Source organism: Pseudomonas sp. W2Oct36, assembly GCF_041060465.1.
In the GTDB taxonomy this organism is placed as follows: Bacteria; Pseudomonadota; Gammaproteobacteria; order Pseudomonadales; family Pseudomonadaceae; genus Aquipseudomonas; species Aquipseudomonas graminis_B.
This window is the reverse complement of sequence record NZ_JAUERW010000025.1, coordinates 37,972-62,105: the sequence shown is the minus strand read 5'-3', so window position 1 is coordinate 62,105 and position 24,134 is coordinate 37,972. Positions and strand designations below refer to the sequence as shown.

The following is a 24,134-nucleotide window of genomic DNA, read 5'->3' as shown; positions in this document are numbered from 1 at the left end:
GCGAGAGCTGCCCCCCGCCATGGATGGCGGATGGCAGCGGGCCCACGGAGCGGGACCGGAGTGAAGGAACCCGACGAAGTCGGGCCCAACCAGGAGCAAGCACCCTTGGTTACTTGGGGTGCTTTTCCAAGTAACTCGCCGAAGGCGAAACGTCTGCCCTTAGGCAGACGCTCTTGATCTTGGCTGCTGTAAAAAGGACTCCGCTACTAATGAGCAATATCTTCGAGCGCCAGATTCCGCGTCTTCGGCCCAAACCCCCCAATCGTAATGATCACAATCAACATACTCATCACAATGAACGTCAGCACCCCCGGCGTGCCGAAATGGTCCAGAAACAACCCGATCAGCAAACTGCTGAACACCGTCGACAGACGACTGAACGAATAACAAAACCCCACCGCCCGGGCGCGGATATTGGTCGGGAACAACTCGCTCTGGTACGAGTGATAACTGAAACTCAGCCACGCATTGCAAAACGTAATCATGACCCCGCAAAAAATCAGCCCCACGGCCGTCGTCTGCTGCGCGAACAGCGTGCCGAAAATCATCGAGCCCAGCGCCGAGCCGACAATTTGCCACTTATTCTCGAAACGATTGGCGAACTTCACAAACAACAACGGCCCAAGGGGATAGGCGAGGGTGATCACGAAGGCATACGCCAAACTGTGGGTCACGCTCACGCCTTGACCCGACAGCAACGCAGGCAGCCAGTTACCGAAACCGAAAAAGCCGATCGCCTGGAACACATGAAAGACAATCAGCATCAGCGCGCGGCGGCGATACGGCGGTTGCCAGATGTCAGCGAAACGGCCTTTGCCTTCGACCGCCACGTTGTGGGTTTCCGGCTCGTCCAGTGCCTGGCCGTGGTCCTTTAGGCAGCGGGCTTCGAGGTCATCCATGATTTTTTCGGCCTCGCTGAAGCGGCCGTGTTGCGCCAGCCAGCGTGGCGATTCCGGCAGGCGCGAGCGCAGCCACCAGATGAACAGCGCAAACACTGCACTGGCCAACACCACCCAGCGCCAGCCCGCGATACCGAACGGGTCTTGCGGCACCAGCCACCAGGACATCAATGCCACCGACGGCACCGACAGGAACTGCACGAAAAACGCGAAGGCGAACGCCGAGCTGCGCATGCGCTTGGGCACCAGCTCCGAGAGGTACGCGTCGATGGTCACCAGCTCGATGCCCAGGCCGATGCCCACCAGAAAGCGCATGCAGATGATGCCCAGTGCCGAGGTCTGAATGCCCATCAGCACCGTGGCGACGGTGTACCAGATCAGCGCGAAGGTGAAGATTGCGCGGCGGCCGTAGCGGTCGGCGATCGGGCTCAGCAGGCTGGCACCGAGGAACAGTCCCAGAAAGGTGGCCGAGGCAAACGCCGCCTGATCGGAAAAGCCAAACACGCCCTGGGCCCCGGTGGCGAACAGCCCGTCGCGAATCAGACCGGGGCTGATATAGGCGGTCTGAAACAAATCGTAGAGCTCGAAGAAACCGCCAATGGACAACAGCGCCACCAGCTTCCAGATCGTGGCGACGGCGGGCAGTCGGTCGATGCGCGCGGAAATCCGCGCAGCACGTATCGGGTCGACGCCGTCACGGGTCGAATGGGCGTTGTCAGGGCTATCGGGCACGGCATGCATTATTGTTTTTTCCGGATCGGTGAGACGCAGCATGTTAGTGCCCCAGAGATTCAAGACAAAACATTTCTGCACGTTTAAGCTCCGGGACTGACTGCCACCACGTTTCGGATTCCTGTGAAGTACAAACTCCCGACCACGGCCACCGCGCCATTCTGCCCGTCGGCGACCACCGACAGCGTCGCCATTCCCGCCAATGCGTCTTTCCTGCGCAAGCTGATGCTGTTCGTCGGCCCCGGCCTGTTGATTTCCATCGGCTACATGGACCCCGGCAACTGGGCCACCGCCATCGAAGCCGGCTCGCGCTTCGGTTATTCGCTGTTGTTCGTGGTGGTGCTGGCCAGTCTGTCGGGCATGGTGCTGCAGAATCTGTGTTCGCGCCTGGGCATCGCCACCGGCCGCGATCTGGCGCAGCTGTCGTCCGAGCACTACAGCCGCCGGGTCGGCATGGGCCAGTGGGTTCTCGCCGAGCTGTCGATCCTTGCGACCGATCTGGCGGAAGTGCTGGGTGCTGCGCTGGCGTTTCACTTGCTGCTGGGGGTGTCGATCACCACGGGCGTGGCGCTGACGGCGTTTGACACGGTCATCGTGCTGGCCTTGCAGGGCGCCAATTTCCGGCGTCTCGAAGCCATCGTGCTGGGGCTGATCGCGACCATCGCAACGTGTTTCTTTATCGAGCTGGTGCTGATCAAACCGTTCTGGCCGGACGTCGTCGCAGGGCTCAAGCCGTCGTGGGAGATGCTGAGTAATCAGGAACCGCTGTACATCGCCATCGGCATTCTCGGTGCAACCGTGATGCCCCATAACCTGTACCTGCATTCATCGGTGGTGCAGACCCGGGTCAACGGCACGTCGGTGGAAAGCAAGGCCAGCGCCATTCGTTACGCCCGGGTCGACACCATCGCCTCCCTGAGCCTGGCGCTGGTGATCAACGCGGCCATTCTGATTCTGGCGGCTGCCGCGTTCCACGGCACCGGCCACACCGACATCGTGGAAATCCAGGACGCCTACCATCTGCTGGATCCGCTGGTGGGCGGCGCTGTCGCCAGCGTGCTGTTCGGCGTCGCGCTGCTGGCGGCAGGGCAGAGCTCAACGTTCACCGGCACCATCGCCGGCCAAGTGGTGCTGGAAGGGTTTCTCAAGGCGAAGATCCCGTGCTGGCAACGCCGTCTGGCCACCCGCGGCCTGGCGCTGATTCCGGCGTTCATTGGGGTGATCTGGTTCGGCGACGGCGCGGTGGGCAAGATGCTGGTGCTCAGCCAGGTCGTCCTCAGCCTGCAGTTGCCCTTCGCGCTGTGGCCGCTGATCCGCTTCACCAGCGACAAACAATTGATGGGCCCGTTCGCCAACAGTCGCCTGACCAAAACCCTGGCCTGGGGCCTGTTCGGATTGATCTCGGGCGCGAACCTGACCCTCATGTATTTCTGGGTGGTCTGACAGACAGAGGTCAGGAGCATCGCCCCGGCCTCAACTCAGCAATATCCCCCGCGCCATGCCCGTGGCGGCGATGACGATGATGACCATCAGCAACGCCTCCATGTGGCTGATCCGGGCGAAACGGCGCGACAGTGACGTATCAATGGGCTGGTTCTTTTTGAATGCGATGCGCCATTTGATCAGCGCGAACATCGGCACCACTTCCAGCGCGAGAATGGCCACGAACGCCGCCATTTTCAGGTGAAACAGTGGCTGATGCAGGTAATAGTACGAGCCTTTTTCCAGCCCGCCGAACGCCCGAAATGCCCCGGTGACCAGCAGAACCCCTGCTGAGACGCCCCAGATATTGTCGACCACGAACACATCCCTGAACGATCTCGGATCGTCCGTGCGCAGTCGCCGCAACGCCCGTCCCCTCGCCAGCACCGCCGCTATCGCAAAACCGAACGCCAGCAGGTGCACCGCAGCCAGTACCCATTTGATGAGCATGTTTGAACTCCCCCGAGCGATGTGCGAAGCAAGCGTCACCTGCACAAGCGTAGCGGGTCGTTGGCGTCACGCCTTGACCGATCAAGTGGGACAAGAAAAATAATCCGTCGGGGGCGCCGTCGCTCATTTCTGCAGGTGGCGTCGTTTTTCCAGGCGTGGCTTGCGACGCGGATGAACGAAATCAAAGTAAAACGCCGAAAGTCCAAATACCGCTATCACCGAAACAATCGCCAGACCGATCACCGAGTTATCCATCACGCCTATTCCACCCATCGCCTAAAGGCCGAGCGCCTATTCATTCCGTTTGCAGGTGCAACTGCAATCAATACGACGGGATCTTTACGCGAACGACGTCTTGACTGACGCCGTTTATATAGGCGCGTGCCCCTGCGGCTGCCCCTCTGCATATAGAACAACCGCTGCGCGAAGTTTGTCGGCACCAAAACAACTCATGCCGGCGAACTCTTTATGACTGACCGGCATGTATTGGCAGTCCATGGCCTGACGCTGTTGGCTGTGATCAATGTCGGGGTCGTGCAAGTAAACGAAATCGTCATCGCACCCCGTGACCAGCACCCAGTGCGGCGCCTTGGAACGGGTCAACCGATAGCTGCTGATCAGCACCAGCGCCAGACCGTGGTCCTGTTGCAGTTGCCAGAGATTGAGCGGCGCACTGCCCAGTTGACGAACTGCGCTTTCAGCCAGCTCGCGGCTGAATTCCTCATGCACCAGGCGCATGACTTCGCGCTTTTCTTCGCTGCGCACACCGGCGAGAAACAACGGCCCGCGCACCGACACCTGCAGGCCGACCTCGAATCCACGGCGCAACGCCGCCAGCGCCAGACCCTGGGGGCTGCAACCGCCATGGCCGGAGGTCATGAACACCGTGGTCGCCTCGCGCCAGATCTGCAGTTCCTCGTGACGCTGCATGGCGCGCGGCGGTTGCAGGGCTTTCATGGCCATCAGCAGGCACGCCGGACCGCAGCTGAAGTCCAGCGTTTGCGGGTAGTAGGGCACGTGGCGAGTGACGCCGGTGGCGTGTTCGCGGATGCGTTTTTCGTAGCGCAATGCCGGGGCGTGGTCTTCGTAGTAGTCGTCGATGCGGTCGAACAGCCGATAGCCGTTGCGCTCGTAAAGACGAACCGCCGGGGCGTTGTCCGGCCGGACTTCGAGCCGCAAATAGGCACACTCACGCTCAAGGGCATGCTGTTCAGCCTGGGCCAACAGGTGCTTCCCGAGGCCCTGCCCCCGGGCATCGTCGCTGATCGCCAGGGAGTAAAGCCGGCCCAGAGACGTGCCGCGATGAAACAGCACCAGCGCATAACCGGCCAGCCGTTGTTCGGGGTGATCACCCAGCGCCACGATCAATCGCGCGTTGGCCCGCGTGACCATCCAGTGAAAGCTGCGCGCATTCAGGCGGTCGGATTCAAAGCACTGGTTTTCCAGCACCAGCAGTTCGTCCACATCGGCCGGCTGGGCGAGGCGATATATAAAGTTCATGTCAGGCACCGTAAAGAGTGAGTAACGAAACGGGACATTTCTACAAAGCCATGTTTTATAGAAAGGACTGTTTCCCGAAGGATCAACTCATGAATGCGGTGCCGGTGAAGACCGACGAAGTATCAGCACAACCTCAGCGTTCGGCAACTTTAAATGTCAATCCGCTGAAACCTGTTTCAACCCGAAGCCAACTGTTGATTGTGGTGGAGCGGCTCGAAGACTGGTCGTCTTACTTGCCCAGCGAACACTTGATCAGCGCCCAGGACTATCTTGAAAACCCGCCTCAGAACAATGCCGGCCAGCGGGTGCAGGTGATTAACCTGTGCCGCAGCTATCGCTACCTCGGCCACGGTTATTACTGCTCGCTGCTGGCCGAAGCCCGGGGTCACCACGTGATTCCATCGGTGAAAACCATCAGCGAGCTGACCCGCAAATCCCTCTACGGCCTGGCGCTGGATGACCTCGACAAGCGCCTCGAACACGCGCTGCGTGACCATCCGTACGACGAAACCGAAGGCTTCACCCTGAGCCTGTATTTCGGTCAGACCGATCTCGCGCCGTTGCAGGATATGGCCCGTCAGCTGTTCGAGGCGTTTCCGGCGCCGATCCTGCTGGTGGAGTTTCGCAAGCGCGACAACTGGCACATCGTCGGCATCAAGACCGGCGCCTTGACCCGCCTGCGCGATCATCAGCAGGACCAGTTCGCCCAGTCCCTGGACAGTTTCAGCCGCAAGATCTGGCGCCAGCCCCGGTCACGTCGTACCTATCGCTACGACCTGGCGATTCTGCACGACCCGCAGGAAGCGCTGCCGCCGTCCAACCCCAAGGCGCTGGACAACTTCATCCGCGTCGGCCAGCAACTGGGCGTGGACGTCGAGCTGATCGAGAAGAAGGACTACTCACGGCTGGCCGAATACGACGCGCTGCTAATCCGCGAGACCACCAGCGTCGACAACCACACCTACCGCTTCGCCAAGAAGGCCGAGAGCGAAGGGCTGGTGGTGATGGATGACCCGGCGTCAATCCTGCGCTGCACCAACAAGGTCTACCTGACCGACCTGCTCAAGAGCCACAAGCTGGGCATGCCGGCCACGGAAATCCTCTACAAGGAGCGACCGGATGATTTGGAGCACGTCGCGGCACGACTGGGCTTTCCCTTGGTGCTGAAAATACCCGACGGCTGCTTTTCCAAGGGCGTGATCAAAGTGCAGGACGCGAAGCAGTTGCAGGATGCGGCGCGGGAGCTGTTCGAGCACTCGGTGCTGCTGCTGGCCCAGGAATACCTCTACACCGAATACGACTGGCGCATTGGCGTGCTCAATCGCAAGCCAGTGTTCGCCTGTCAGTACTTCATGTCCAAGGGGCACTGGCAGATTTACAACCACAAGGCCATCGACGCGGAGATCAACGGCGAGTGCCGCACCCTGGCCGTTCATGATGCGCCGCGCGCCGTGGTGGACCTGGCGGTGAAGACTGCCAACCTGATCGGCGATGGGCTGTATGGCGTCGACTTGAAGCAATCCGGCGACCGCGTGGTGGTGATCGAAGTCAACGACAACCCCAACCTCGACGCCGGCATCGAAGACGCCTGGCTGCAGGACGACTTGTACGCGCTGGTGCTGGAGGAGTTCATTCGCCGGCTCGACATCAAACGTCGCGGTCTGGCGGGTTAGGGCGGTGGTCAAGGGTCACCGCCTTGAGGCGGGCCGGTTACGGGAATGCGCCGAAGCCGATGCGAGTGTGCTGTGGTTCAGCGATCCGGACGCAGCGGAAAAGACCCTGCTGCTGGAGCGCTTCAATCTGGACGACCACGCCCTGGCCTCGGCGCTGGACCCCGACGAGGTGTCGCGCATCGAATTTCACCCGGATGCGCTGTTCATGATCTGGAAGCGCCCGGAGAACTACTCGGGCAAGGACACCTTTTCCTTCGACGTGTCGTCGTTCGGGGTGCTGCTCAGCCCCCATCAAATGGTCCTGATCTGCGCCGACAACAAGCAGATCAGCGGCCTGGGACTGCACCGGCCCATGCACACGTTGCTCGACGTGCTGCTGGAGGTGCTGTTCCACAACATCCATCATTATCTGGGTCACCTCAAGGTGATCAAGATGATCGCACGGGAACTGCAACAGCAGTTCAATGCCTCGATGGACAGCCGCCATCTGGTGCAGATGTTCAACCTGAGCGAAAGCCTGGTCTATTACATCAACGCCATCGACAGCAACGGCTCGGTGCTGACGCGCCTGCGCAATCATGCGCACAAACATCAGTTTTCCGGCGACAGCCTGGCGCTGATCGAAGACATGATCATCGAGAACGAGCAGTGCCATAAACAGGCGAACATCTATTCCACGGTGTTCGCCAGCCTGATGGACGCGCGGGGCAATCTGGTCAACAACAACACCAACAATCTGTTGCGCAAGCTGACGTTGATCAACGTGGTGTTCTTGCCGTTGAATCTGGTGGCGGGGATTGGCGGGATGTCGGAATTCAGCATGATGACCACGCCCGTCCCGTGGTGGGTCAGTTACCCGGCATTGCTGGTCGGCATGGCCGGACTGGGCGTGGGGATGGTGGTGATACTCAAGCGCATGGCGCGGGCGAGTCAGTGATCAGTGGGAGCCCGGCGGGTTCCCACTGAACGTGGCGGGAGGTGTTATTCCGACGCCTGCAAACCTTTCTGCCTCAGCACCTGATTCTTTTCTTTCTTGTACTGCAGGGCGACTTCCGGCGCCGGACCGCTTTTGCCGGTCTCCATCCACAAGCGCATGCGGCTGGCATCGGCGAAGTGGGTGTATTTGCCGAAGGCATCGAGAATCACCACCGACACCGGACGATTGGCCATGCTGGTCAACAGCACCAGGCAGTGGCCGGCCTGGTTGGTGAAGCCGGTCTTGGTCAGCTTGATGTCCCAGTTGGATTTACGCACCAGGTGGTCGGTGTTGCTGAAGCCGAGGATGTAATTCGGCTTGCGGAAGGTCACGGTTTTCTCCGGCGTGGTGCTCAGCTCGCGCAGCATCGGGTAGTTGCGTGCGGCGAGGGCCAGCTTGGTCAGGTCCCGCGCGGTGGAAACGTTGTAGACCGACAGGCCGGTGGGTTCCATGTACACGGTGTGGTTCATGCCGAGCGCCTTGGCCTTGGCATTCATCGCCCGGATGAAGGCCGGGTAGCCGCCCGGGTAGCTGTGGGCCAGGCTCGCCGCGGCGCGGTTTTCCGACGACATCAGGGTGATCAGCATCATGTCGTGGCGGTTCAGCTCACTGCCCAGCTTGACCCGGGAGAACACGCCTTTCATTTCGGCGGTCTGGGAGATGTCGACCTTGATCATCTCGTCCATGGGCAGCTTGGCGTCGAGGGTGACCATCGCGGTCATCAGCTTGGTCACCGAGGCGATCGGCACGACGATGTCGGGGTTGCTCGCGTACAGCACCTGACCCGTTTGCAGGTCGGTAATCATGGCGCTGCCGGAAGCCAGATGCAGATTGGCCGGATCGCGATTGAAGGTCGGTGATTCTTTGGCCAGTGTGACAGTGGAAAGTGCGCAGCCTGTAAGTGCAAATAATAGGCCGATGACGGTTGGGCGGATTTTCAAGAGCAACGCTCACTTAATGATGGAAATAGCGTGGAACGTCGGACTTTCTTCAAGGACGACAACACGTTCGGCGCATTTTAGGAGCAAGTTTCTGAAGTTGTCGATGGGCTGGCGCGGGGTTTCGTTAATAAACCGCTGTTGTATAGCTCAGGTTCAGGTGGCGGATCCAAAAAGCCTGTATTTAAAAGGGTCGAATTGCTGTTTATGGCGCGCCTGACGGTCATGGCCGCGCATCAAAACCGGATTGGCGCGCAAAAAAAAGCCCGCGTCATTAAAGAGGCAGGCTAAAGGGGTGTGCGGAGCAACGCACGATTCGCAGGGATAAGGGAACGGGGTTTCAGCTGTTGAGCGGGGGGTGTTCAAGCTGCTGCGACAGCGCTTGCGCGGCCGGCAGTGAAGGTAAAGGGCCGCTGACGGGTTCGCCGTCGTGCATCAAGTACCAGCACGCCAGCAGACCGCGCTCACGAAGCTGGGCGGGTACTGCGCTGCCGACAACCGACATGATTTGTACCTTGGTCATAGGGGCCTCCATCAATCTATGGCGCCACTGTACGGCGCGACCGGTTGATCCAGAAATCAACGCGCTCGATAGTCGTCATTGATGAGCGGGTAGGGGCGGTGATGGAACAGGTCTCTAGACCGCACTTGCATCCGGTATAAGCGCCCGGACACAAAAACCCCGCCGGAGGGGCGGGGTCAGTGTTACGTGAGGCTGGAGCTGATAACGCCACAGCCCTCAGGCCAGGAGCAAACCGCTGTTACCAGCGACCGCCACCGTGGTAGTAGCCCGGCGGAGGGCCGTAATAACGTGGCGGGCCGTAGTAACGCGGGGCGTAGACGACCGGGCGTTCAACGACATAAGCCGGCTGGTAGTAAACCGGCGGCGGTGGCGGTGGCGCGTAATAAACCGGCGCCGGGGCCGAGTAGTAAACAGGAGCGGGCGACGCATAAACCGGACCGGACGCCACTGCCGCGCCGACGACACCGCCGACGACCGCGCCGATCACGGCTGCTCCACCCCAGCCCGGGCCGCCGCCATGGGCTTCAGCCTGGCCTGCCAGGGCGAGGGCGCCTAACAACAGGGCAACTTTGGGGATCTGACGAATCATGACTGTTCCTCGGTGTTCAGTCCCGTTGTCGCGAGCCTGCGTTACGCTCAGGCACTGCCACGGGATAACTTCTCAGACAACGGTTCAGGAAATATCTGCGAGGCCGTTGCGTAAATTTTGTGTAAGGTATTCGACAACTTTAATAACAACAGCTGTGCCCATTCCGGCGAAGCGTTGCGATTCTACGCCTTTCCCCAGGCGTCTTCTAATACCACTCGGGAGATTTCATGTTGGTCACTGCCAGTAAGGAAACGCGGTTGTGCATGTCACTGGCCGGACGTCCGGGCAACTTCGGCGTGCGCTTCCATAACCACCTCTATCAATAGTTGGGCTTGAACTTCTATTACAAGGCTTTCTCGCCGACCGACCTGTCCGCCGCCATCGCCGGCATGCGTTCATTGGGCATTCGCGGGTGCGGCGTGTCGATGCCTTTCAAAGAAGCGTCTCTTGAGCTGGTCGATGAACTGGACGCGTCCGCCGCCGCCATTCAATCCCTCAACACCATCGTTAATACCGATGGTCACTTGAAAGCGTACAACACCGATTACATTGCCATCGCCCAACTGGTGGACACCCATGAAGTGCCGCGCACGCGATTTGCGCTGCGTGGCAGTGGCGGCATGGCCAAGGCCGTCGCCTGCGCCCTGCGCGACGCCGGTTTCACCGACGGGCTGATCGTGGCGCGCAACGAGCAGGCGGGCAGGGCGCTCGCGCAGACGTGCGGCTTTGCGTGGCAAGCCGAACTGGGCAGTGAACGCCCGCCGCTGCTGGTGAACGTCACCCCGCTGGGTATGGCCGGTGATCAGGCCGAGGCGCTGGCTTTTGAGGTGTCCGCCCTCGAACACGCCGACACAGCATTTGACGTCGTCGCCACGCCGGCGCGCACGCCGTTCATCGTCGAGGCCGAGCGGCTCGGCAAACGCCTGATCACCGGTGACCAGGTCGCGGCAATCCAGGCCCTGGAGCAGTTAATTCTTTACACCGGTGTGACGCCAACCGAGGAGCAGTATCAGGCAGCCGCCGCGTTCGCGCGGGGCTAGCGCGCCTACCCCTCCAGCAACGCCAGCCGTTCTTCCAGCGCAGCGATACGGGCTTCGAGGGTTTCGACGCGCTCGGCCAGCGCCGAACTGCCCGGGCTGCCTGAACTGCTGCGCTCGGTCGGGTGTGCCCGGGCGGCGAGGACTGTCTCCCTGTCAGCCGGATCGCCCAGTGCGTGCAGGTAGCGGTCTTCGCGCTGGCCTGCCTGTTTCGGGATCAATACCGCCAGCCCACGGCCTATGAGCCGGTCAAGCTGATGCACCACCGCGTCGGCGTCTTCGAAGTCGTGCATGCGGTTGCTGCGGGTCAGCAGCTCGTTGACGGTTTGCGGGCCGCGCAGCAACAGCAGGCCGGTGAGGATGAGTTGCGCCGGCACCAGCTCCAGCGTCTTGTCGACGCGCTGTTCCCAGCGGTCCGCCCGGCTGCCCATGACCAGGCGCGTCAGTTGCAGGCTTTCCAGCGCGCGCAGGCTTTGGCCGACCTGGCCGGGCGTCAGGTTCATCACCGGCTCGCGGCTGGTCTTCTGGTTACAGGCCAGCATCAGGGCGTTGAGGGTCAGGGGGTAAGTCTCGGGATGGCTGGCCTGCTTCTCGATCAGACAGCCCAGAATGCGCACTTCGGTGCTGCTCAGCTGCAGCGCATCCGAGGCTTCAACGGTGTTTTCGGAATCCAGCTCGTCAGACATGACCCATTCCCCAAGCGTTGAAAAGGCTATGAGGGTAGGGGCTGGATAAGGTAAAAGACAAGCCGCGTCCGCCTCCGTGCGACTCATTTCCCAGGAACTGCCATGACCCTTTCTCTTTATGCCGCTTCGATTCCTGTCTTCAAGCAAATGCTCACCGCCCTCGGCGCCGTGCTGGCCAAAGGCGAAGCCCACGCCACTGCAAAAAACATTCAGCCCGATGCCCTGCTGCAGGCGCGTCTGTTCCCTGACATGTTCCCACTGGTGCGTCAGGTGCAAATCGCCGTTGATTTCGCCAAAGGCGCCGGCGCACGACTGGCAGGCCTTGAGCCGCCGAAGTACGAAGACACCGAAACCACCTTCGCCGACCTGCAAGCGCTGCTGACCAAAGTGCTGGCGTTCCTCGATACCATCAAGGCCGAACAGATCGATGGCAACGAAGCGCGCGAAATCGTGCTGCGCCCGGGCACCGAAAAAGAAAAGCGTCTGGACACCCAGACCTACCTGCTGCAGTACTCGCTGCCGCAGTTCTTCTTCCACGTCACCACCGCTTATGACCTGCTGCGCCACAACGGCGTGGAAGTCGGCAAGCGCGACTACATGGGGGCTTACTGATCGGTCAGACTGCCTGACGCGATCACAGCCTGATTGCATCGCTGCCCGGCGCTAACCGGGCAGCGACACATGTTTCGTCCGGCGTCTGCCAGCCAGACGCACGGCTCTGATACCCTCCGCATCCTGATTCACGCCACATCCGATCGACCGCTCCGCAAGGACTGGTCGTTTTGTCGTTCTGGAGATTTCATGTTCTTCCCCATCTACCTGCTGTCGGCCGCCGGCTTTACCGTGCTGACCACAGAGTTCGTCATCGTCGGTCTGCTGCCCGCGATCGCCCGCGACCTGGCCGTCACCATCCCCCAGGCCGGCTTGCTGGTCACGCTGTTCGCCTTTACGGTGGCCTGCTTCGGGCCGTTCCTGACCGCGTATTTCTCGCGCTTCGAGCGCAAGCGCCTGTTCATTTCGGTGCTGATCATGTTTGGCGTCTCAAACGTTGTTGCAGCGCTGGCCCCCAACATCTGGGTGATGGCCGCCGCGCGGCTGATCCCGGCCCTCGGGCTGCCGGTGTTCTGGGCCCTGGCCAGCGAAACCGCCGTGGACATCGTCGGACCAAAGCATGCCGGGCGCGCGATTGCCAAGATCGGCTTCGGCATCGTCTGCGCCACGGTGTTCGGCATCCCCGTCGGCACCTTGATCTCGGACGCCATCGGCTGGCGCAGCGCCTTCGCCGTCCTCGCGGTGATGGCGTTCGCCAAGGCGTTGCTGCTGTTCATTTACCTGCCCCGCAGCGTGCACAAGGATCAGGCCTCCTTCCGCAGCCAGTTCCGGATTCTGCGCAGTCCTTTGATGCAAGGCCACGTGCTGCTGTCGGTGCTGGTTTTCAGCGGCATGTTCACCGCGTACACCTACCTCGCGGACATGCTCGAGCGACTCGCCGGGTTCAACGGCACCGTGGTCGGCTGGTGCCTGATGGGCTTCGGCGCGGTGGGCTTGCTGGGTAATTCCCTGGGCGGGCGCCTGGTGGACCGCCATCCGCTGATCGCCAGCCTGACCTTCTGCACCTTCATGATCGGCGGCATGGTCATGGTGGTGCCGAGCATGCATTCGCTGCCTGCGCTGGCCCTGGCGCTGGCCGTGTGGGGCGCGACCCAGGCGGCGCTGTTTCTGGTCAGCCATGTGCGGCTGATGAAAGCCGCCCCACAGGCCCCGGCCTTCGCCGCCTCGTTGAACATCGCGGGGGCCAACCTGGGCATCGGCATTGGCGCGATCATCGGCGGACGGGTGATCGATCACCTGGGCCTCGGCAGCCTGGGCTTCGCGGCGGCCGGCATCATCCTGCTGTCGATTCTGCTGGCCTTGCTGCTGATGACAGTCCGCCCAAACCCGGCGACCTGCGACGCCTAGTCCGGGAACAACTGGCGGCGTGCGCCTTCAGTGATCGCCACAATGCCGGGATGCTTGACCTTGCGCTCCACCGAGATCGCGTAGAACGACTCGGTCACGGCGTCGGTGTCACCGATCAGCTCGACGTCATATTGCTCGATCACCTCATCGGCGATCACGCTCGGCGCAATGAAAATCCCGCTGCCGGACTTGCCGAAGGCCTTCATCAGGGCGCTGTCGTCGAACTCGCCGACGATCTTCGGCTGGATATTCTGCTCGGCGAACCAGCGCATCAGCCGGCTGCGCACCACCGTTTGCTGGCCCGGAACCAGCAGCGGCGCGCCTTGCATGCCGTGGGGGAAGTGCTTGCCGTACAGGGCGGCGAGGGCGCGGGTAGCGAAAAAACTCACGCCGCATTCGCCGAGCTTCTGGCTATAGCCTTTAATGTCCAGATGAGAAGGCATGGGGCTGTCGGAAATGACCAGGTCCAGGCGCTGAATCGCGAGGTCCGCCAGCAAGCGTTCGAGCTGGTCTTCCCGGCAACTGATGCGCACGAGTTCGTTGAGCGCCATGCTCGGCGCGATGAGGCGATAGACGATGGACTTGGGCACGACATCGGCGACGCCGACGCGAAAGAGGATTTGCTGCTCGTCGGGCTGGGCGCTCAGAACGGCTTCGAGTTCCCCACCCAGCTGGAACATCTGTTCGGCATAGGGCAGGGCAACGCGACCGGTTTCGGTCAGCTCCAGTTGACGGCCCACGCGCTTGAACAGCTCGACGCCGTAGGTCTGCTCCAGCAGGCTGATCTGCCCGCTGATGGTCTGGGGCGTGAGGTTCAATTGCTCGCAGGCGCGGACAATACTGCCGGTCTTGGCCACGACCCAGAAATAGTGCAGCTGTCGGTAATTGAGCATGGGCGCTGTCACTTCGGAAAAACCGAAGTATACGCCTGAAAAATACGAATTTTGCTGAAGTGTTTCCGTCCCTAGAATGCTGCCCTATCCCCTGAACTGATCCTGGACACTCGCTATATGGAATATCTTCTGGAACTGGCTGCAAGCCCAACGGCATGGATCGCTCTGGCGACACTGGTCGTCATGGAAATCGTGCTCGGTATCGACAACCTCATTTTTATCTCGATTCTCACCAACAAGCTGCCGGTTCATCAGCGTACCAAGGCGCGCCGGATCGGTATCAGCATGGCGTTAATCCTGCGTCTGGGCCTGCTGACCACCGTGGCCTGGATTGTCCAGCTGACCGCGCCTGTGGTCGAAGTGTTCGGGCAGACCTTCTCCTGGAAGGACATGATCCTCATCGCCGGTGGCCTCTTCCTGGTCTGGAAGGCAACCACCGAGATCCACCACAGCGTCGACATAAAGAGCGAAGCCGAAAAAGCCGCTTCCAGCGCCGTCACGCTGGGCATGGCTGCCGCGATCGGTCAGATCCTGATGCTTGACCTGGTGTTTTCCATCGACAGTATCGTCACCGCCGTTGGCATGACCGAGCACTTGCCGATCATGGTGATCGCCGTGATCGCCGCCGTGGTTGTGATGCTGGTGGCGTCGGAGCCCCTCGCCAAGTTTATCAACGATAACCCGACCGTGGTCATGCTGGCGCTGGGCTTCCTGATCATGATCGGCATGACGCTGATCGCCGAAGGCTTCGGCGCCCACGTTCCGAAAGGCTACGTGTACACCGCGATGGCGTTCTCGGCCCTGATTGAAGTGCTGAACATGCTGGTTCGTCGGTCCCGCCAGCGCCGCCTGGACGCTGAGGCGCAGGGCCAGAAGGTCTGACGCCTGGACGGCTCCGCCTGGCTATCGAGGGCGGGGCCGTAAAAAGCAGGTCAATAAAAAACGGTCGGGAATGGATTGCCATTACCGACCGTTTTCGTTTGTCCTTTCCGCATTCACGTCGTCACATCGTCAGTGCGCCGTGATAGGACGGATTTTGCGTTGTGCACGCTCTACGGATTTCGCGGCTTCGGTTTCCCGATAATGCGGATGATGGCGACGCGAGATGCGCATCACCCCCCACAACATGGCAGCCGCAACGGCCAGCCAGGCAGCGATCAACATCACAATGGTCATTCCGAGGCTCATGGCTTCCTCCGGCTCTTCTCTTCGTCTCTTAGTTACCGACAGTCTAGTCTCGCTGTTGTTGCCAAAAATTGACCGGTGGTAGGAATTGCATGACCGATTCGTTCTATCCACTCGCGTTGACAGCGCTTCGGGCTATACCACAATCGGTGGCGGCTCTATCATCCGCGTTCCGGCCGGATCTCGGGATCCGTTGCCATCAGTCAAGTGAGTGAAGAACGTGCGGGCATTGACGCGATTGGATAGCGTTGCAAGTCGACGCAAATGGCTGGCGCTTGCCGCCGTGCTGGTCTTGGCAGGCTGCTCGAACGGCCACAACTGGAAGCCCGGCTACCCGCCGATGTACAAGGCACTGCCCGACCGAGTGGAAATCAACGCGGTGCCGTCGTTCCGGGGCAAGGATTACCAGAGCGGACCGTTCGCGCTGGCCAGCATGCTGACCGTGCATGGCGTCCAGACCACGCCGGGCCTGCTGGAAAAGCCGCTGCAGCTGCCGGGCGCCGAAGACAAGCTCGACCGCAGCATGCTCAATCTGGCCCGCGAATACGGCTTTGTGGTGTATCCCGTCGACCATGGTCTCCCGGACCTGCTGGCCCAGGTGTCGGCGGGGTATCCAGTCATGGTGCGGTTTTCGGACGGCTCCCTGTTGTGGAAAGAGCAGCGCTACGGGGTGCTGGTCGGGTTCGATCAGAACAAGCGCACGGTGCTGATCTATACCGGGCCAGGGCGGGTGACGACGAGCTTCGATTCGTTTACCTCGGACTGGAACGACGCCGGCAACTGGGCCGTGCTGATCCAGAGCCCGCGTCAGGTGCCAGTGCCGGTCGACCGTGAACGCTGGCTGAAAGCCGCCAATGATCTGGCCCAGGCCGGGCAAGAACAGGCGGCGGGTGAGGCGGTCAAGGCACTGAACAATCCGGCCGCCCGTTAACGGTTGGCCGTTCATCACCTCTGATTCAGAACCCCAGCTTGTCCCGAAGGCTGTAATACCAGGCACCCAATGCCGTCAGCGGCGTGCGCAAGAGTTGCCCGCCCGGGAACGGGTAGTGGGGCAGGCCGGCGAAGGCGTCGAATCGTTCCGCCTGTCCGCGCAGGGCTTCGGCCAGCACTTTGCCGGCCAGATGGGTGTAGGTCACGCCGTGGCCGCTGCATCCCTGGGAGTAATAGATGTTGTCCCCCAGCCGGCCCACCTGCGGCAACCGCGATAAGGTCAGCAGGAAGTTTCCGGTCCAGGCGTAATCGATCTTCACGTCCTTCAGTTGCGGAAAGGCTTTGAGCATCTTCGGCCGGATGATGGCTTCGATGTTCGCCGGATCGCGCGCGCCGTACACCACGCCGCCGCCGAAGATCAGACGCTTGTCGCCAGACAGCCGGTAGTAATCGAGCAGGTAGTTGCAGTCCTCGACGCAGTAATCCTGAGGCAGCAACGTGCTTGCCAGTTGCTCGCTCAGCGGCTCGGTGGTGATGACCTGTGTGCCGCAGGGCATCGACTTGGCGGCCAGTTCCGGGACCAGATTGCCCAGATAGGCATTGCCCGCGACGATGACGAACTTCGCCCGAACCTTGCCCTCGGCGGTGTGCACCACCGGGCTGGCGCCGCGATCGATGCGCGTTGCCGCCGACTGTTCGTAAATGACCCCGCCCAGGGACTCGACCGCCGCCGCTTCGCCCAGCGCCAGGTTCAGCGGGTGGATGTGACCGCCGCTCATGTCGAGCATGCCGCCGATGTACTGGTCGCACGCCACCACTTCACGGATGCGGCGCTGGTCCATCAGCTCCAGCTGCGTATGGCCGTAGCGTTCCCAGAGGCGTTTTTGTGATTCCAGATGGCCCATCTGCTTGGGCGTGATCGCCGCGAAGACACCGCCGTCTTTGAGGTCGCACTGGATCTGGTATTTGGCGATGCGGTCGCGGATGATCTGCGCGCCCTCGAAGGCCATATGGCCGAGCAGTTGCGCTTCCTTCGGTCCGACAGACTTTTCGATGGTGTCGATATCGCGGCTGTAACTGTTGACGATTTGCCCGCCATTACGCCCCGAGGCGCCGAAGCCGACCTTGGCGGCTTCCAGCACAGTGACGTTGAAGCCGTGTTCCAGGAGAAATAGCGCGCTCGAAAGGCCGGTGTAGCCTGCGCCGATGATGACCACGTCGGTTTCGACGTCCCCTTGCAGCCGTGGCCGCACCGGAACGGGGTTGGCGGAAGCGGCGTAGTAGGAATGTGGGTATGGCGTGTTCGTCATCCTGTAACCCCTGTTTTATATTTTTTACGAATGGGCGGATCGTACCTGAGATGAAATTGGGCGGCCAGCCACCGCCGCAGCTTTGCGGTGTCGACGAGACGCTGGCAAGGCAGCGGCCATCGAGGCACAGGCGCATCTACTCAGACCGATTCGAGAGTGCCGGCGCAAATAGCTTGGACATTCATGGGCTTAGGGCTGAATCGAAGTTGACAGCGATGCGGATCTCGGTAGAATGCCGCCCCACAGCAGGCACGTAGCTCAGTTGGTTAGAGCACCACCTTGACATGGTGGGGGTCGTTGGTTCGAGTCCAATCGCGCCTACCAAACAAATCCGCTCTGCTGGGCGGTGACAAAAAAGGGTGGCCCGAGAGGGTCACCCTTTTTTTGTGCTCGAATCCGAATGACGTCAGGCGTGCGGTCCTTTATGGCTGACCGGTCACTCGCCCTTGGCGCGGGTAATGCGGCCCGCCCTGATCTCGTCCACATAGGCGCGCAGCCGGTCAGCATCCTTGTACTGCTGATTCATCAAGTGCAGCACGGCGACTACGTCCACATCGTTGACACGTTCGGCCAACCGGCTGATTTCGCCAGCGGTGCTTTCCAGATTGGCCGCGATGCCGCTCAGGTCACGCTTGAGTTCCAGCGCTGATTTTTTCATGCCCACGGTGCCGCTCTCCACTGTTGATGACCGCCGGGCCCGCGCCTCTGATTCAGCCGCGGCGGCGACGCACTATATCAAAGCACGATGGCCTTCCACGACCACCAGGCACGAAAAGGGCGCTGTTCAAGCGCCCTTGGATGCCTCGTGTCACGGCTCATGCGTGGGTGATGCTTCAGCCGCCCGCGCCGCCCGCGCTCGACGAACCCGAGCCCTTGCTGCCGCCGCCCGTCGTGGTATCGCCACCGGGCAAATCCGCATCGTCTTTGTTGCCGGTGCCATTGCTCATTGACGTGCCGCCACCAATGCTGATGCCCTTCTTGTTTTGCGCGTCCACATCAGCACCCTGGCGAGCCGGGTCGCTGCCCTGCACGCGCGGATCGATGCCCGTCTGCGAAGGCGGCGGACCCATGTCCGGCGATGTCGCGCCAGCCAGCGCAGCAAGGGAGGTGCAGGACAGCGCGCAGCCCAGCGTGAATGCAGCAAGTGATCTGTTCATCAGGTGATCTCCGTGTCTTGGTTCCTTGTCCCCATTCGGCATCTGAACCTTGTCCGAAGTGCCATCACGGCGACAAGCGGCATGTTGGTGGGGGCGTCATTGGCGGGATACCGCTCATTCGATCTAGCCGGGTGGCGAAGATCAGCCTGTGTGTCAGGGGATTGACCGCCGGGTCTGGCTGATCGACAGGGGCCGTGTCAGGTCAATCCGTCCGTGTCGATGTGCCGGGGAAATAATTTGCATATTCATAGGCTTACTGGGCGAAAAAGACGTTGACAGCTATTTGAATATCCGTAGAATGCCGACCCACAGCAGGCACGTAGCTCAGTTGGTTAGAGCACCACCTTGACATGGTGGGGGTCGTTGGTTCGAGTCCAATCGCGCCTACCAAACAAATCCGCTCTGCTGGGCGGTAACAAAAAAGGGCGAATCGAAAGATTCGCCCTTTTTTATTGCCTGAAACTTTTAAGTCATGCCAGCCTTGCCTGAATCAGCCATAGCCCCTATGGCCGGACGCTTCAGCCCGATTTGACGCTTACGTACCATGCCGAGCCGCGAAAAAATCCGTTTTTTTTCCCGCTACCGTCTGGACCTTTTCCCATGATGCGCGATCATCAGTGCATGGAAATCCAGAGGAGGTGTGTATGTTTAGCCGGTCGTTGACCCTTGCCGTTTTGTTCGCCCTGTCGAGCCCCTTGCTGGCTGCCGACGGTGATGGCCCACTGTCTCAGGAGCGCGGCAAGAACCGTCCATTGATCGTCATCGCATCGAGTTCGGTGGACCCGACGCTGGTGAGTCTGAAAAAAAGTCTGGATGAGAGCGCCAACAAGGAGGGTTTCGCCAAGCGTGACATGGTCCTTTACACCATCATTAACATGGTCGGTCAGCGTGGCGGCAAGGACCTCGATGCCCAGACCACCATGGCGCTGGTTCGCGAGCTCAAGCTTGGCGCTCAGACAGACAAGCAGGCTCAGGTGATCCTGGTGGGCAAGGACGGTGAGAAGAAAATGATCCACAACGGCCCCATCGATCCCAAGGAGATTTTCAGCACCATCGACCAGATGCCGATGGCTGAGAAAGAGGCGGCCGCCGCTGCGGCTCCTGCGCCGGTCGCCGAGCCGAAGGCCGCAACGCCGTCGGGCAAGCCGGCCAAGCCTGGCAAGGCCGCGCCCGCTGCACCGCCTGCCGGGCTGGATGATTAACCGCTCAGACGCCATACCCATGGGGCTCGCTTGGCGTTGCTGGTAACATCGCTCCTTTTTCACCGAAAGGGACGTTTGATGAGTGGGACTGGCATGAAACATTGGGCGGGCGCTGTGGCACTGATCATGCTGTCTGGCTGCATGAGCTTGAATCAGACGCGCTCGGCAGGGCCGGCGCAGGTTTACACCAGTCAGAAGCCTGCGGTTGCCGTTGCCGAGTGCATCAAGGTCACTTGGGCCAACGTCCAGCTGTTCGGTGATGTAGCTGACGTGTTCATGGCCAAAGGGGATCCTGGCGCGTTCACGGTCTACACCACCGAAGGCGAGTATTTCGCTGATGTGGCGGGCAAGGCGGGCATGACCAACGTCAACTTCTACGCCAAGCCGGGCGCCAAAGTGGTTGAGCAGCGTGGCGCGGTGCTCGCAACCTGCCTCTGAATCGAGCCTGCATTCACTGACCTGCGCGTGCTGACCGGTTCTATCATGTCCCGGCGTCGCGCAGGCTTTGAGCAACACAGACGATTCACCCTGGCCGCTTTACCTCGGCTTTTGACATCGCCTGCTTCACATCGGCGGAGTCACGCCATTTTCCCCGGCAGAAATCGACAGCGCGGTCAGCGTGTTGGCCGCGCCTTTCTGCGCTTGCAGCACCACCTTCACGCCGGGCTTGAGCAAGCTGCGATCGCCGGGCACCAGGTTGACGATCGGCACGTCGTCAGGGATGACGATCTTCTTTTGCCCACCCTTGTAGTTCACCGTGATGGTGCGTCCGTTGCTGGCGACCAGATCGCCAACCGATCCGTTGGTCATGGTGCTGTCCGGCGTCAGGTCAAAAGCCCGATGGCCATCTCCCGTGCCCGCCATGGCCGGCGGAAACACATGCACCTCGAGCGCCTTTAGCGAACCGTCCGGCAACGGCACCGCCGCGGAGCCGATGTAGCTGCCCGGTTTGATTTCCGACACTTGCGCCAGGGTCACGCCACGAATCTGTGTATCACGAGTCAACGCAACCTGCAGGTCCTCTCCGCGATTGCTGTGGATTTTCAGCGAATCGCCTTCGACCGCAGTGATGGCGCCGCGCACGCGGGTGGGTTTGCCGTCTTCGGCGTGGGCGGGCAGCGCTGCCGACAGCAGTGCGCCGAGCAATCCGGACAGGAGAAGGGCGTGGCGGAGGGGCTGGGTTCTGGACGTCTTCATTGGCAGCGCGAATCCTGTGATGGGCTGAGCACTGAGCATAGCGGTAGTGCCCGTCCAAGTGCATGACATCGGCGTCAGCAAGCGGGGCCTGGCATCGGCGCATCCGGTGGACCTGCGCAAGCAGATGCTCGGTTTGCCGGAGTTGGCGTAGGGCGGGGGGGCAGGAAGGTTGCGGCCAGGCTGTGCGCCGGTCGTCGAACGACTTCGCACAGCACGGCGCGGGGGATTACTGCTGAAGGGAAATCGACGTGCTCGCGAGTTTCGGCTGGTTGTACAGGCTGACCAGCACTTCATCCAGTACCGAAGACGCACCCCACGGACGCGGGTCGTTCAGGATTGCCACGACGACCCAGGTGTTACCGTTGCTGTCGCGGCTGAATCCGGAGATCGCCCGAACGGTGTTCAATGTGCCGGTCTTGATGTGGGCTTCACCGCGCAGGGCCGTGCGTTTCAGGCGTTTACGCATGGTGCCGTCCATCCCTGCCAGCGGCAGCGAGCTCATGAATTCGGCTTGAAACGGGCTGTTCCACGCTGCCTGGAGCATCTGCGCCATTTCCCGCGCGCTGACCCGTTCGGCGCGGGACAGGCCTGAACCGTTCTCCATCACCAGGTGCGTTGCGATGATGCCTTTCTTGGCCAGCCACTGGCGCACCACACGCTGCGCGGCCTTGGCATCGTCACCGTCGGCTTCATTGCGGAACTCAGCGCCCAGACTGAGGAACAGCTGCTGGGCCATGGTGTTGTTACTGAATTTATTGATATCGCGGATGATCTCCGCCAGATCCGGCGAGAACGCCCTGGCCAGCAGCTTGGCGCTGCCTGGCGTCACGTCCAGACGGTCCTTGCCGAGAATGGTCCCGCCCAGTTCCTGCCAGATGGCACGCACGGCGCCCGCGGTATAGGTCGGGTGGTCGAGCAGCGACAGATACGTCTGGGAATTGCAGCCGTCGCCCAATTGGCCGGATACCGTTACGGTGATCCCGCCATCGGCTTCCGGTACCGGGTTGTACAGCACGTCGCCGGTGCATTTGCTGGAGGACAGCGCCTTGACCTGATTGTTGATGTGGATGGCGGCGATGGGCGGCTCCACCGAGACCAGAATCTTGCCACCGTCGTTGCGGGTGACGAAACGCAAGGCCTTGAGGTTGACCATCAAGGAGTCGGGACGCACCAGGAACGGCTTGTTCTTGTCGTTGCCATCGTCGTCGAACACTGGCAGCTGCGGTTGCACGAAATGGCTGCGATCCAGGACCAGATCACCGGTCACTTGCTGCACGCCGTTGGCCCGCAAATCGCGCATCAGCAGCCACAGGCGTTCCATGTTCAGCTTGGGATCTCCGCCGCCCTTGAGGTACAGGTTGCCGCGCAGAACGCCATTGCTGAGGGTGCCGTCGGTGTAGAACTCGGTTTTCCACTGATGGGTCGGGCCGAGCATTTCCAGCGCGGCGTAAGTGGTCACCAGCTTCATGGTCGAGGCCGGATTGACCGACACATCGGCGTTGAAAACAGTCGGGGTGCCGGGGCCGCTGACCGGGAGCATCACCAGCGACAGCGCATCGTTCTGCAGCTTGCTGGCTTTGAGTGCTTCTTGGACCTTGGGAGGCAGGGCGGTGTTGATGGGAGCGGCGGCGATGGGGAATGAGAGGGGCAAAAGCAGGGTGGCGATAAACAGCGGACGCAAAGACTTGATCATTCAATAAACCCTACTGCAGCAAACACGGAGATGAAGAGGGGGTGAATTCCCTCGCACTGTGAACGAACCGCCAGAAAATGCCCGATAGCAGGGCGTGACACTGGCGTTTCGGTAAAGCGGCATTATGCCCCAAGCTTTCGTGACTTGCGCCGGGGTACAGCCGTCAAACCGCGCTATTTTTTGCGCTTGCCCATTTAAAGTCACGTTAAACCGTGAATTTCTCTGCCTGTGTCTGGCTGGGCTTTGCACCTGGCAGTGCGATGGGTGATAGCTGGACACGTTTTCTGGCGCGTGAATGCTTGAATCCCGGACACAAAAAAGCCATCCCGGGGGATGGCTTTTTCCGTATCAGCTCGGCGGGAAGGCCCGCCCGCTGATCAGACAGCCGCGTTGATCGGCTTTTCCGGGTACCAGGCGTCCTGCAGAGGGCTGACTTCAACTTCAGTCAGCTCGCTGCGGCCTTTGAGCCAGGCTTCGACAGCTGCGCGCTGTTCTTCGCTGACCGAACCACGGTTGGCCAGGCAGACCAGGCCAAAGTCGTCGCCGCCGACATAGTCCAGACCGTTAGCGTCCATGGCTTCTGTCAGGAAAGCGTCGAGGAAAGCATCAATGGCCTCGTCATCCAGGTCCTCTTTGAAGCCCAGCTTCAGTTCGAAGCCCAATTCCTGGAACTCGTCGACACAGAGTTTTTTGCGCAGACGACGGGAGCGGTTAGTGGCCATGAAGCGTTCCTCTTAAGTAATTTCGGGGCGCAGTCTATCAGCTTCGTCCTGGCGGCGCCTGCTTGATGCTGATCAGGGTTTTTCTCATCTCTGACTGCGCTCGGGGTTTGAGGGGGGCTGGCGTAGAGAGACTTGGGGCGACTCATAGCCATGATGCGCAAAAAGTTGCGCACTCGTTTTATGAGAAAGGGTGATTGATGGGTTGGAGGCCACGTCGTTCGTGGTGTGCAGACGAGTGGGCAAGAAGTTGCACAGGGGTGCGCAACTTCTTGCGCACTTGTTCTTTGTTTTCGGGTTGAGCGTTCGCTTAAACCTGCCGTTGTTTCTCTTAAGCTGTTGATTTTGTTTGGCTAATTTATAGCTGGCATAGCCTTTGATATCTCCGTCGCCCCCGGATTGGC

General features: G+C 60.9%; 25 protein-coding genes, 2 tRNA genes and 1 pseudogene. 12 read left to right on the top strand and 16 right to left on the bottom strand.

Features of this window, described 5'->3' with window-relative positions:
- Positions 1 to 206: 206 nt before the first annotated feature.
- Positions 207 to 1,640, bottom strand: a complete 1,434-nt coding sequence (locus QWI18_RS23475; protein WP_369319992.1) for an MFS transporter — start codon at positions 1,638 to 1,640, stop codon at positions 207 to 209.
- Positions 1,641 to 1,754: 114 nt separating this feature from the next.
- On the opposite strand from QWI18_RS23475, the gene QWI18_RS23470 reads away from it, so the two are divergent.
- A complete protein-coding gene (locus QWI18_RS23470; RefSeq protein ID WP_065988766.1) occupies positions 1,755 to 3,074 on the top strand; it encodes an Nramp family divalent metal transporter in 1,320 nt (439 codons plus the stop codon).
- 30 nt (positions 3,075 to 3,104) lie between these two features.
- Here QWI18_RS23470 and QWI18_RS23465 read toward each other — a convergent pair whose 3' ends face one another.
- The 3 genes from QWI18_RS23465 to QWI18_RS23455 all read right to left on the bottom strand — a co-directional run bounded on the left by QWI18_RS23465 (position 3,105) and on the right by QWI18_RS23455 (position 5,063).
- Entirely contained in the window at positions 3,105 to 3,563 is a 459-nt protein-coding gene (locus QWI18_RS23465; protein ID WP_296312698.1) for a DUF2214 family protein, read from the bottom strand.
- A 123-nt stretch (positions 3,564 to 3,686) separates the two neighbouring features.
- The gene (locus tag QWI18_RS23460; RefSeq protein WP_369319991.1) at positions 3,687 to 3,818 is read right to left on the bottom strand and encodes a hypothetical protein; all 132 of its coding nucleotides are present in this window, start codon (positions 3,816 to 3,818) and stop codon (positions 3,687 to 3,689) included.
- A gap of 114 nt (positions 3,819 to 3,932) precedes the next feature.
- Positions 3,933 to 5,063: a GNAT family N-acetyltransferase/peptidase C39 family protein gene (locus QWI18_RS23455; RefSeq protein WP_369319990.1), complete on the bottom strand. Its 1,131-nt coding sequence runs from the start codon at positions 5,061 to 5,063 to the stop codon at positions 3,933 to 3,935.
- A gap of 89 nt (positions 5,064 to 5,152) precedes the next feature.
- Here QWI18_RS23455 and QWI18_RS23450 point away from each other — a divergent pair, with 89 nt between their 5' ends.
- Positions 5,153 to 6,736 (top strand): RimK family protein, encoded by a 1,584-nt coding sequence (locus tag QWI18_RS23450; RefSeq protein WP_369319989.1) that lies wholly within the window; start codon positions 5,153 to 5,155, stop codon positions 6,734 to 6,736.
- A 4-nt stretch (positions 6,737 to 6,740) separates the two neighbouring features.
- A complete protein-coding gene (locus tag QWI18_RS23445) occupies positions 6,741 to 7,673 on the top strand; it encodes a magnesium transporter CorA family protein (RefSeq protein ID WP_369319988.1) in 933 nt (310 codons plus the stop codon).
- A 44-nt stretch (positions 7,674 to 7,717) separates the two neighbouring features.
- On the opposite strand, the gene pbpG is transcribed toward QWI18_RS23445, so the two are convergent.
- The 3 genes from pbpG to QWI18_RS23430 form a co-directional block, all read right to left on the bottom strand.
- A complete protein-coding gene (gene pbpG / locus QWI18_RS23440; protein ID WP_065988771.1) occupies positions 7,718 to 8,653 on the bottom strand; it encodes a D-alanyl-D-alanine endopeptidase in 936 nt (311 codons plus the stop codon).
- Positions 8,654 to 8,990: 337 nt separating this feature from the next.
- Positions 8,991 to 9,173, bottom strand: coding sequence for a hypothetical protein (locus tag QWI18_RS23435; RefSeq protein WP_065988772.1), 183 nt, complete (start codon positions 9,171 to 9,173; stop codon positions 8,991 to 8,993).
- Positions 9,174 to 9,411: 238 nt separating this feature from the next.
- Entirely contained in the window at positions 9,412 to 9,762 is a 351-nt protein-coding gene (locus tag QWI18_RS23430; protein ID WP_065988773.1) for a hypothetical protein, read from the bottom strand.
- A 227-nt stretch (positions 9,763 to 9,989) separates the two neighbouring features.
- On the opposite strand from QWI18_RS23430, the pseudogene QWI18_RS23425 reads away from it, so the two are divergent.
- Positions 9,990 to 10,802, top strand: a pseudogene (locus tag QWI18_RS23425) (shikimate 5-dehydrogenase).
- Between the two features lie 5 nt (positions 10,803 to 10,807).
- Here QWI18_RS23425 and QWI18_RS23420 read toward each other — a convergent pair.
- On the bottom strand, positions 10,808 to 11,485 hold the full coding sequence (locus tag QWI18_RS23420) for a YceH family protein (RefSeq protein WP_369319987.1): 678 nt from the start codon (positions 11,483 to 11,485) through the stop codon (positions 10,808 to 10,810).
- 102 nt (positions 11,486 to 11,587) lie between these two features.
- Between QWI18_RS23420 and QWI18_RS23415 the strand changes: the two genes are divergently transcribed.
- Both QWI18_RS23415 and QWI18_RS23410 read left to right on the top strand, forming a co-directional pair.
- Positions 11,588 to 12,097 carry a DUF1993 family protein gene (locus QWI18_RS23415; RefSeq protein WP_369319986.1) on the top strand — a complete coding sequence of 170 codons (510 nt, stop codon included), beginning with the start codon at positions 11,588 to 11,590 and terminating at the stop codon, positions 12,095 to 12,097.
- A 189-nt stretch (positions 12,098 to 12,286) separates the two neighbouring features.
- Positions 12,287 to 13,444 (top strand): MFS transporter, encoded by a 1,158-nt coding sequence (locus QWI18_RS23410; RefSeq protein WP_192130262.1) that lies wholly within the window; start codon positions 12,287 to 12,289, stop codon positions 13,442 to 13,444.
- On the opposite strand, the gene nhaR is transcribed toward QWI18_RS23410, so the two are convergent.
- Positions 13,441 to 14,337, bottom strand: a complete 897-nt coding sequence (nhaR, locus tag QWI18_RS23405; protein WP_369319985.1) for a transcriptional activator NhaR — start codon at positions 14,335 to 14,337, stop codon at positions 13,441 to 13,443. The genes QWI18_RS23410 and nhaR overlap by 4 nt on opposite strands.
- A gap of 117 nt (positions 14,338 to 14,454) precedes the next feature.
- Here nhaR and QWI18_RS23400 point away from each other — a divergent pair, with 117 nt between their 5' ends.
- Entirely contained in the window at positions 14,455 to 15,219 is a 765-nt protein-coding gene (locus QWI18_RS23400; protein WP_369319984.1) for a TerC family protein, read from the top strand.
- 129 nt (positions 15,220 to 15,348) lie between these two features.
- Here the strand turns inward: QWI18_RS23400 and QWI18_RS23395 are convergent, their stop codons facing one another.
- Complete coding sequence (locus tag QWI18_RS23395) at positions 15,349 to 15,525, bottom strand: hypothetical protein (RefSeq protein WP_369319983.1); 177 nt, start codon at positions 15,523 to 15,525, stop codon at positions 15,349 to 15,351.
- 226 nt (positions 15,526 to 15,751) lie between these two features.
- On the opposite strand from QWI18_RS23395, the gene QWI18_RS23390 reads away from it, so the two are divergent.
- Entirely contained in the window at positions 15,752 to 16,453 is a 702-nt protein-coding gene (locus QWI18_RS23390; protein WP_369319982.1) for a peptidase C39 family protein, read from the top strand.
- Between the two features lie 25 nt (positions 16,454 to 16,478).
- Here QWI18_RS23390 and QWI18_RS23385 read toward each other — a convergent pair whose 3' ends face one another.
- Positions 16,479 to 17,762, bottom strand: a complete 1,284-nt coding sequence (locus tag QWI18_RS23385) for an NAD(P)/FAD-dependent oxidoreductase (RefSeq protein WP_369319981.1) — start codon at positions 17,760 to 17,762, stop codon at positions 16,479 to 16,481.
- A 247-nt stretch (positions 17,763 to 18,009) separates the two neighbouring features.
- On the opposite strand from QWI18_RS23385, the gene QWI18_RS23380 reads away from it, so the two are divergent.
- A tRNA-Val gene (locus tag QWI18_RS23380) sits at positions 18,010 to 18,086 on the top strand.
- Positions 18,087 to 18,198: 112 nt separating this feature from the next.
- Here QWI18_RS23380 and QWI18_RS23375 read toward each other — a convergent pair.
- Positions 18,199 to 18,426: a hypothetical protein gene (locus QWI18_RS23375; RefSeq protein WP_065989058.1), complete on the bottom strand. Its 228-nt coding sequence runs from the start codon at positions 18,424 to 18,426 to the stop codon at positions 18,199 to 18,201.
- Between the two features lie 169 nt (positions 18,427 to 18,595).
- Positions 18,596 to 18,919: a hypothetical protein gene (locus QWI18_RS23370; RefSeq protein ID WP_065988781.1), complete on the bottom strand. Its 324-nt coding sequence runs from the start codon at positions 18,917 to 18,919 to the stop codon at positions 18,596 to 18,598.
- A 313-nt stretch (positions 18,920 to 19,232) separates the two neighbouring features.
- On the opposite strand from QWI18_RS23370, the gene QWI18_RS23365 reads away from it, so the two are divergent.
- The 3 genes from QWI18_RS23365 (at position 19,233) to QWI18_RS23355 (ending at position 20,559) form a co-directional block, all read left to right on the top strand.
- Positions 19,233 to 19,309, top strand: a tRNA-Val gene (locus tag QWI18_RS23365).
- 254 nt (positions 19,310 to 19,563) lie between these two features.
- On the top strand, positions 19,564 to 20,121 hold the full coding sequence (locus tag QWI18_RS23360) for a DUF4174 domain-containing protein (protein ID WP_369319980.1): 558 nt from the start codon (positions 19,564 to 19,566) through the stop codon (positions 20,119 to 20,121).
- Between the two features lie 93 nt (positions 20,122 to 20,214).
- The gene (locus QWI18_RS23355; RefSeq protein WP_065988783.1) at positions 20,215 to 20,559 is read left to right on the top strand and encodes a hypothetical protein; all 345 of its coding nucleotides are present in this window, start codon (positions 20,215 to 20,217) and stop codon (positions 20,557 to 20,559) included.
- A gap of 126 nt (positions 20,560 to 20,685) precedes the next feature.
- On the opposite strand, the gene QWI18_RS23350 is transcribed toward QWI18_RS23355, so the two are convergent.
- From QWI18_RS23350 to QWI18_RS23340, 3 genes are all read right to left on the bottom strand, one after another.
- A complete protein-coding gene (locus QWI18_RS23350; protein ID WP_369319979.1) occupies positions 20,686 to 21,318 on the bottom strand; it encodes a DUF5666 domain-containing protein in 633 nt (210 codons plus the stop codon).
- A 226-nt stretch (positions 21,319 to 21,544) separates the two neighbouring features.
- A complete protein-coding gene (gene dacB, locus QWI18_RS23345) occupies positions 21,545 to 23,011 on the bottom strand; it encodes a D-alanyl-D-alanine carboxypeptidase/D-alanyl-D-alanine-endopeptidase (protein WP_369319978.1) in 1,467 nt (488 codons plus the stop codon).
- Between the two features lie 377 nt (positions 23,012 to 23,388).
- The gene (locus QWI18_RS23340) at positions 23,389 to 23,733 is read right to left on the bottom strand and encodes a YggL family protein (protein ID WP_065988787.1); all 345 of its coding nucleotides are present in this window, start codon (positions 23,731 to 23,733) and stop codon (positions 23,389 to 23,391) included.
- Positions 23,734 to 24,134 lie beyond the last annotated feature (401 nt).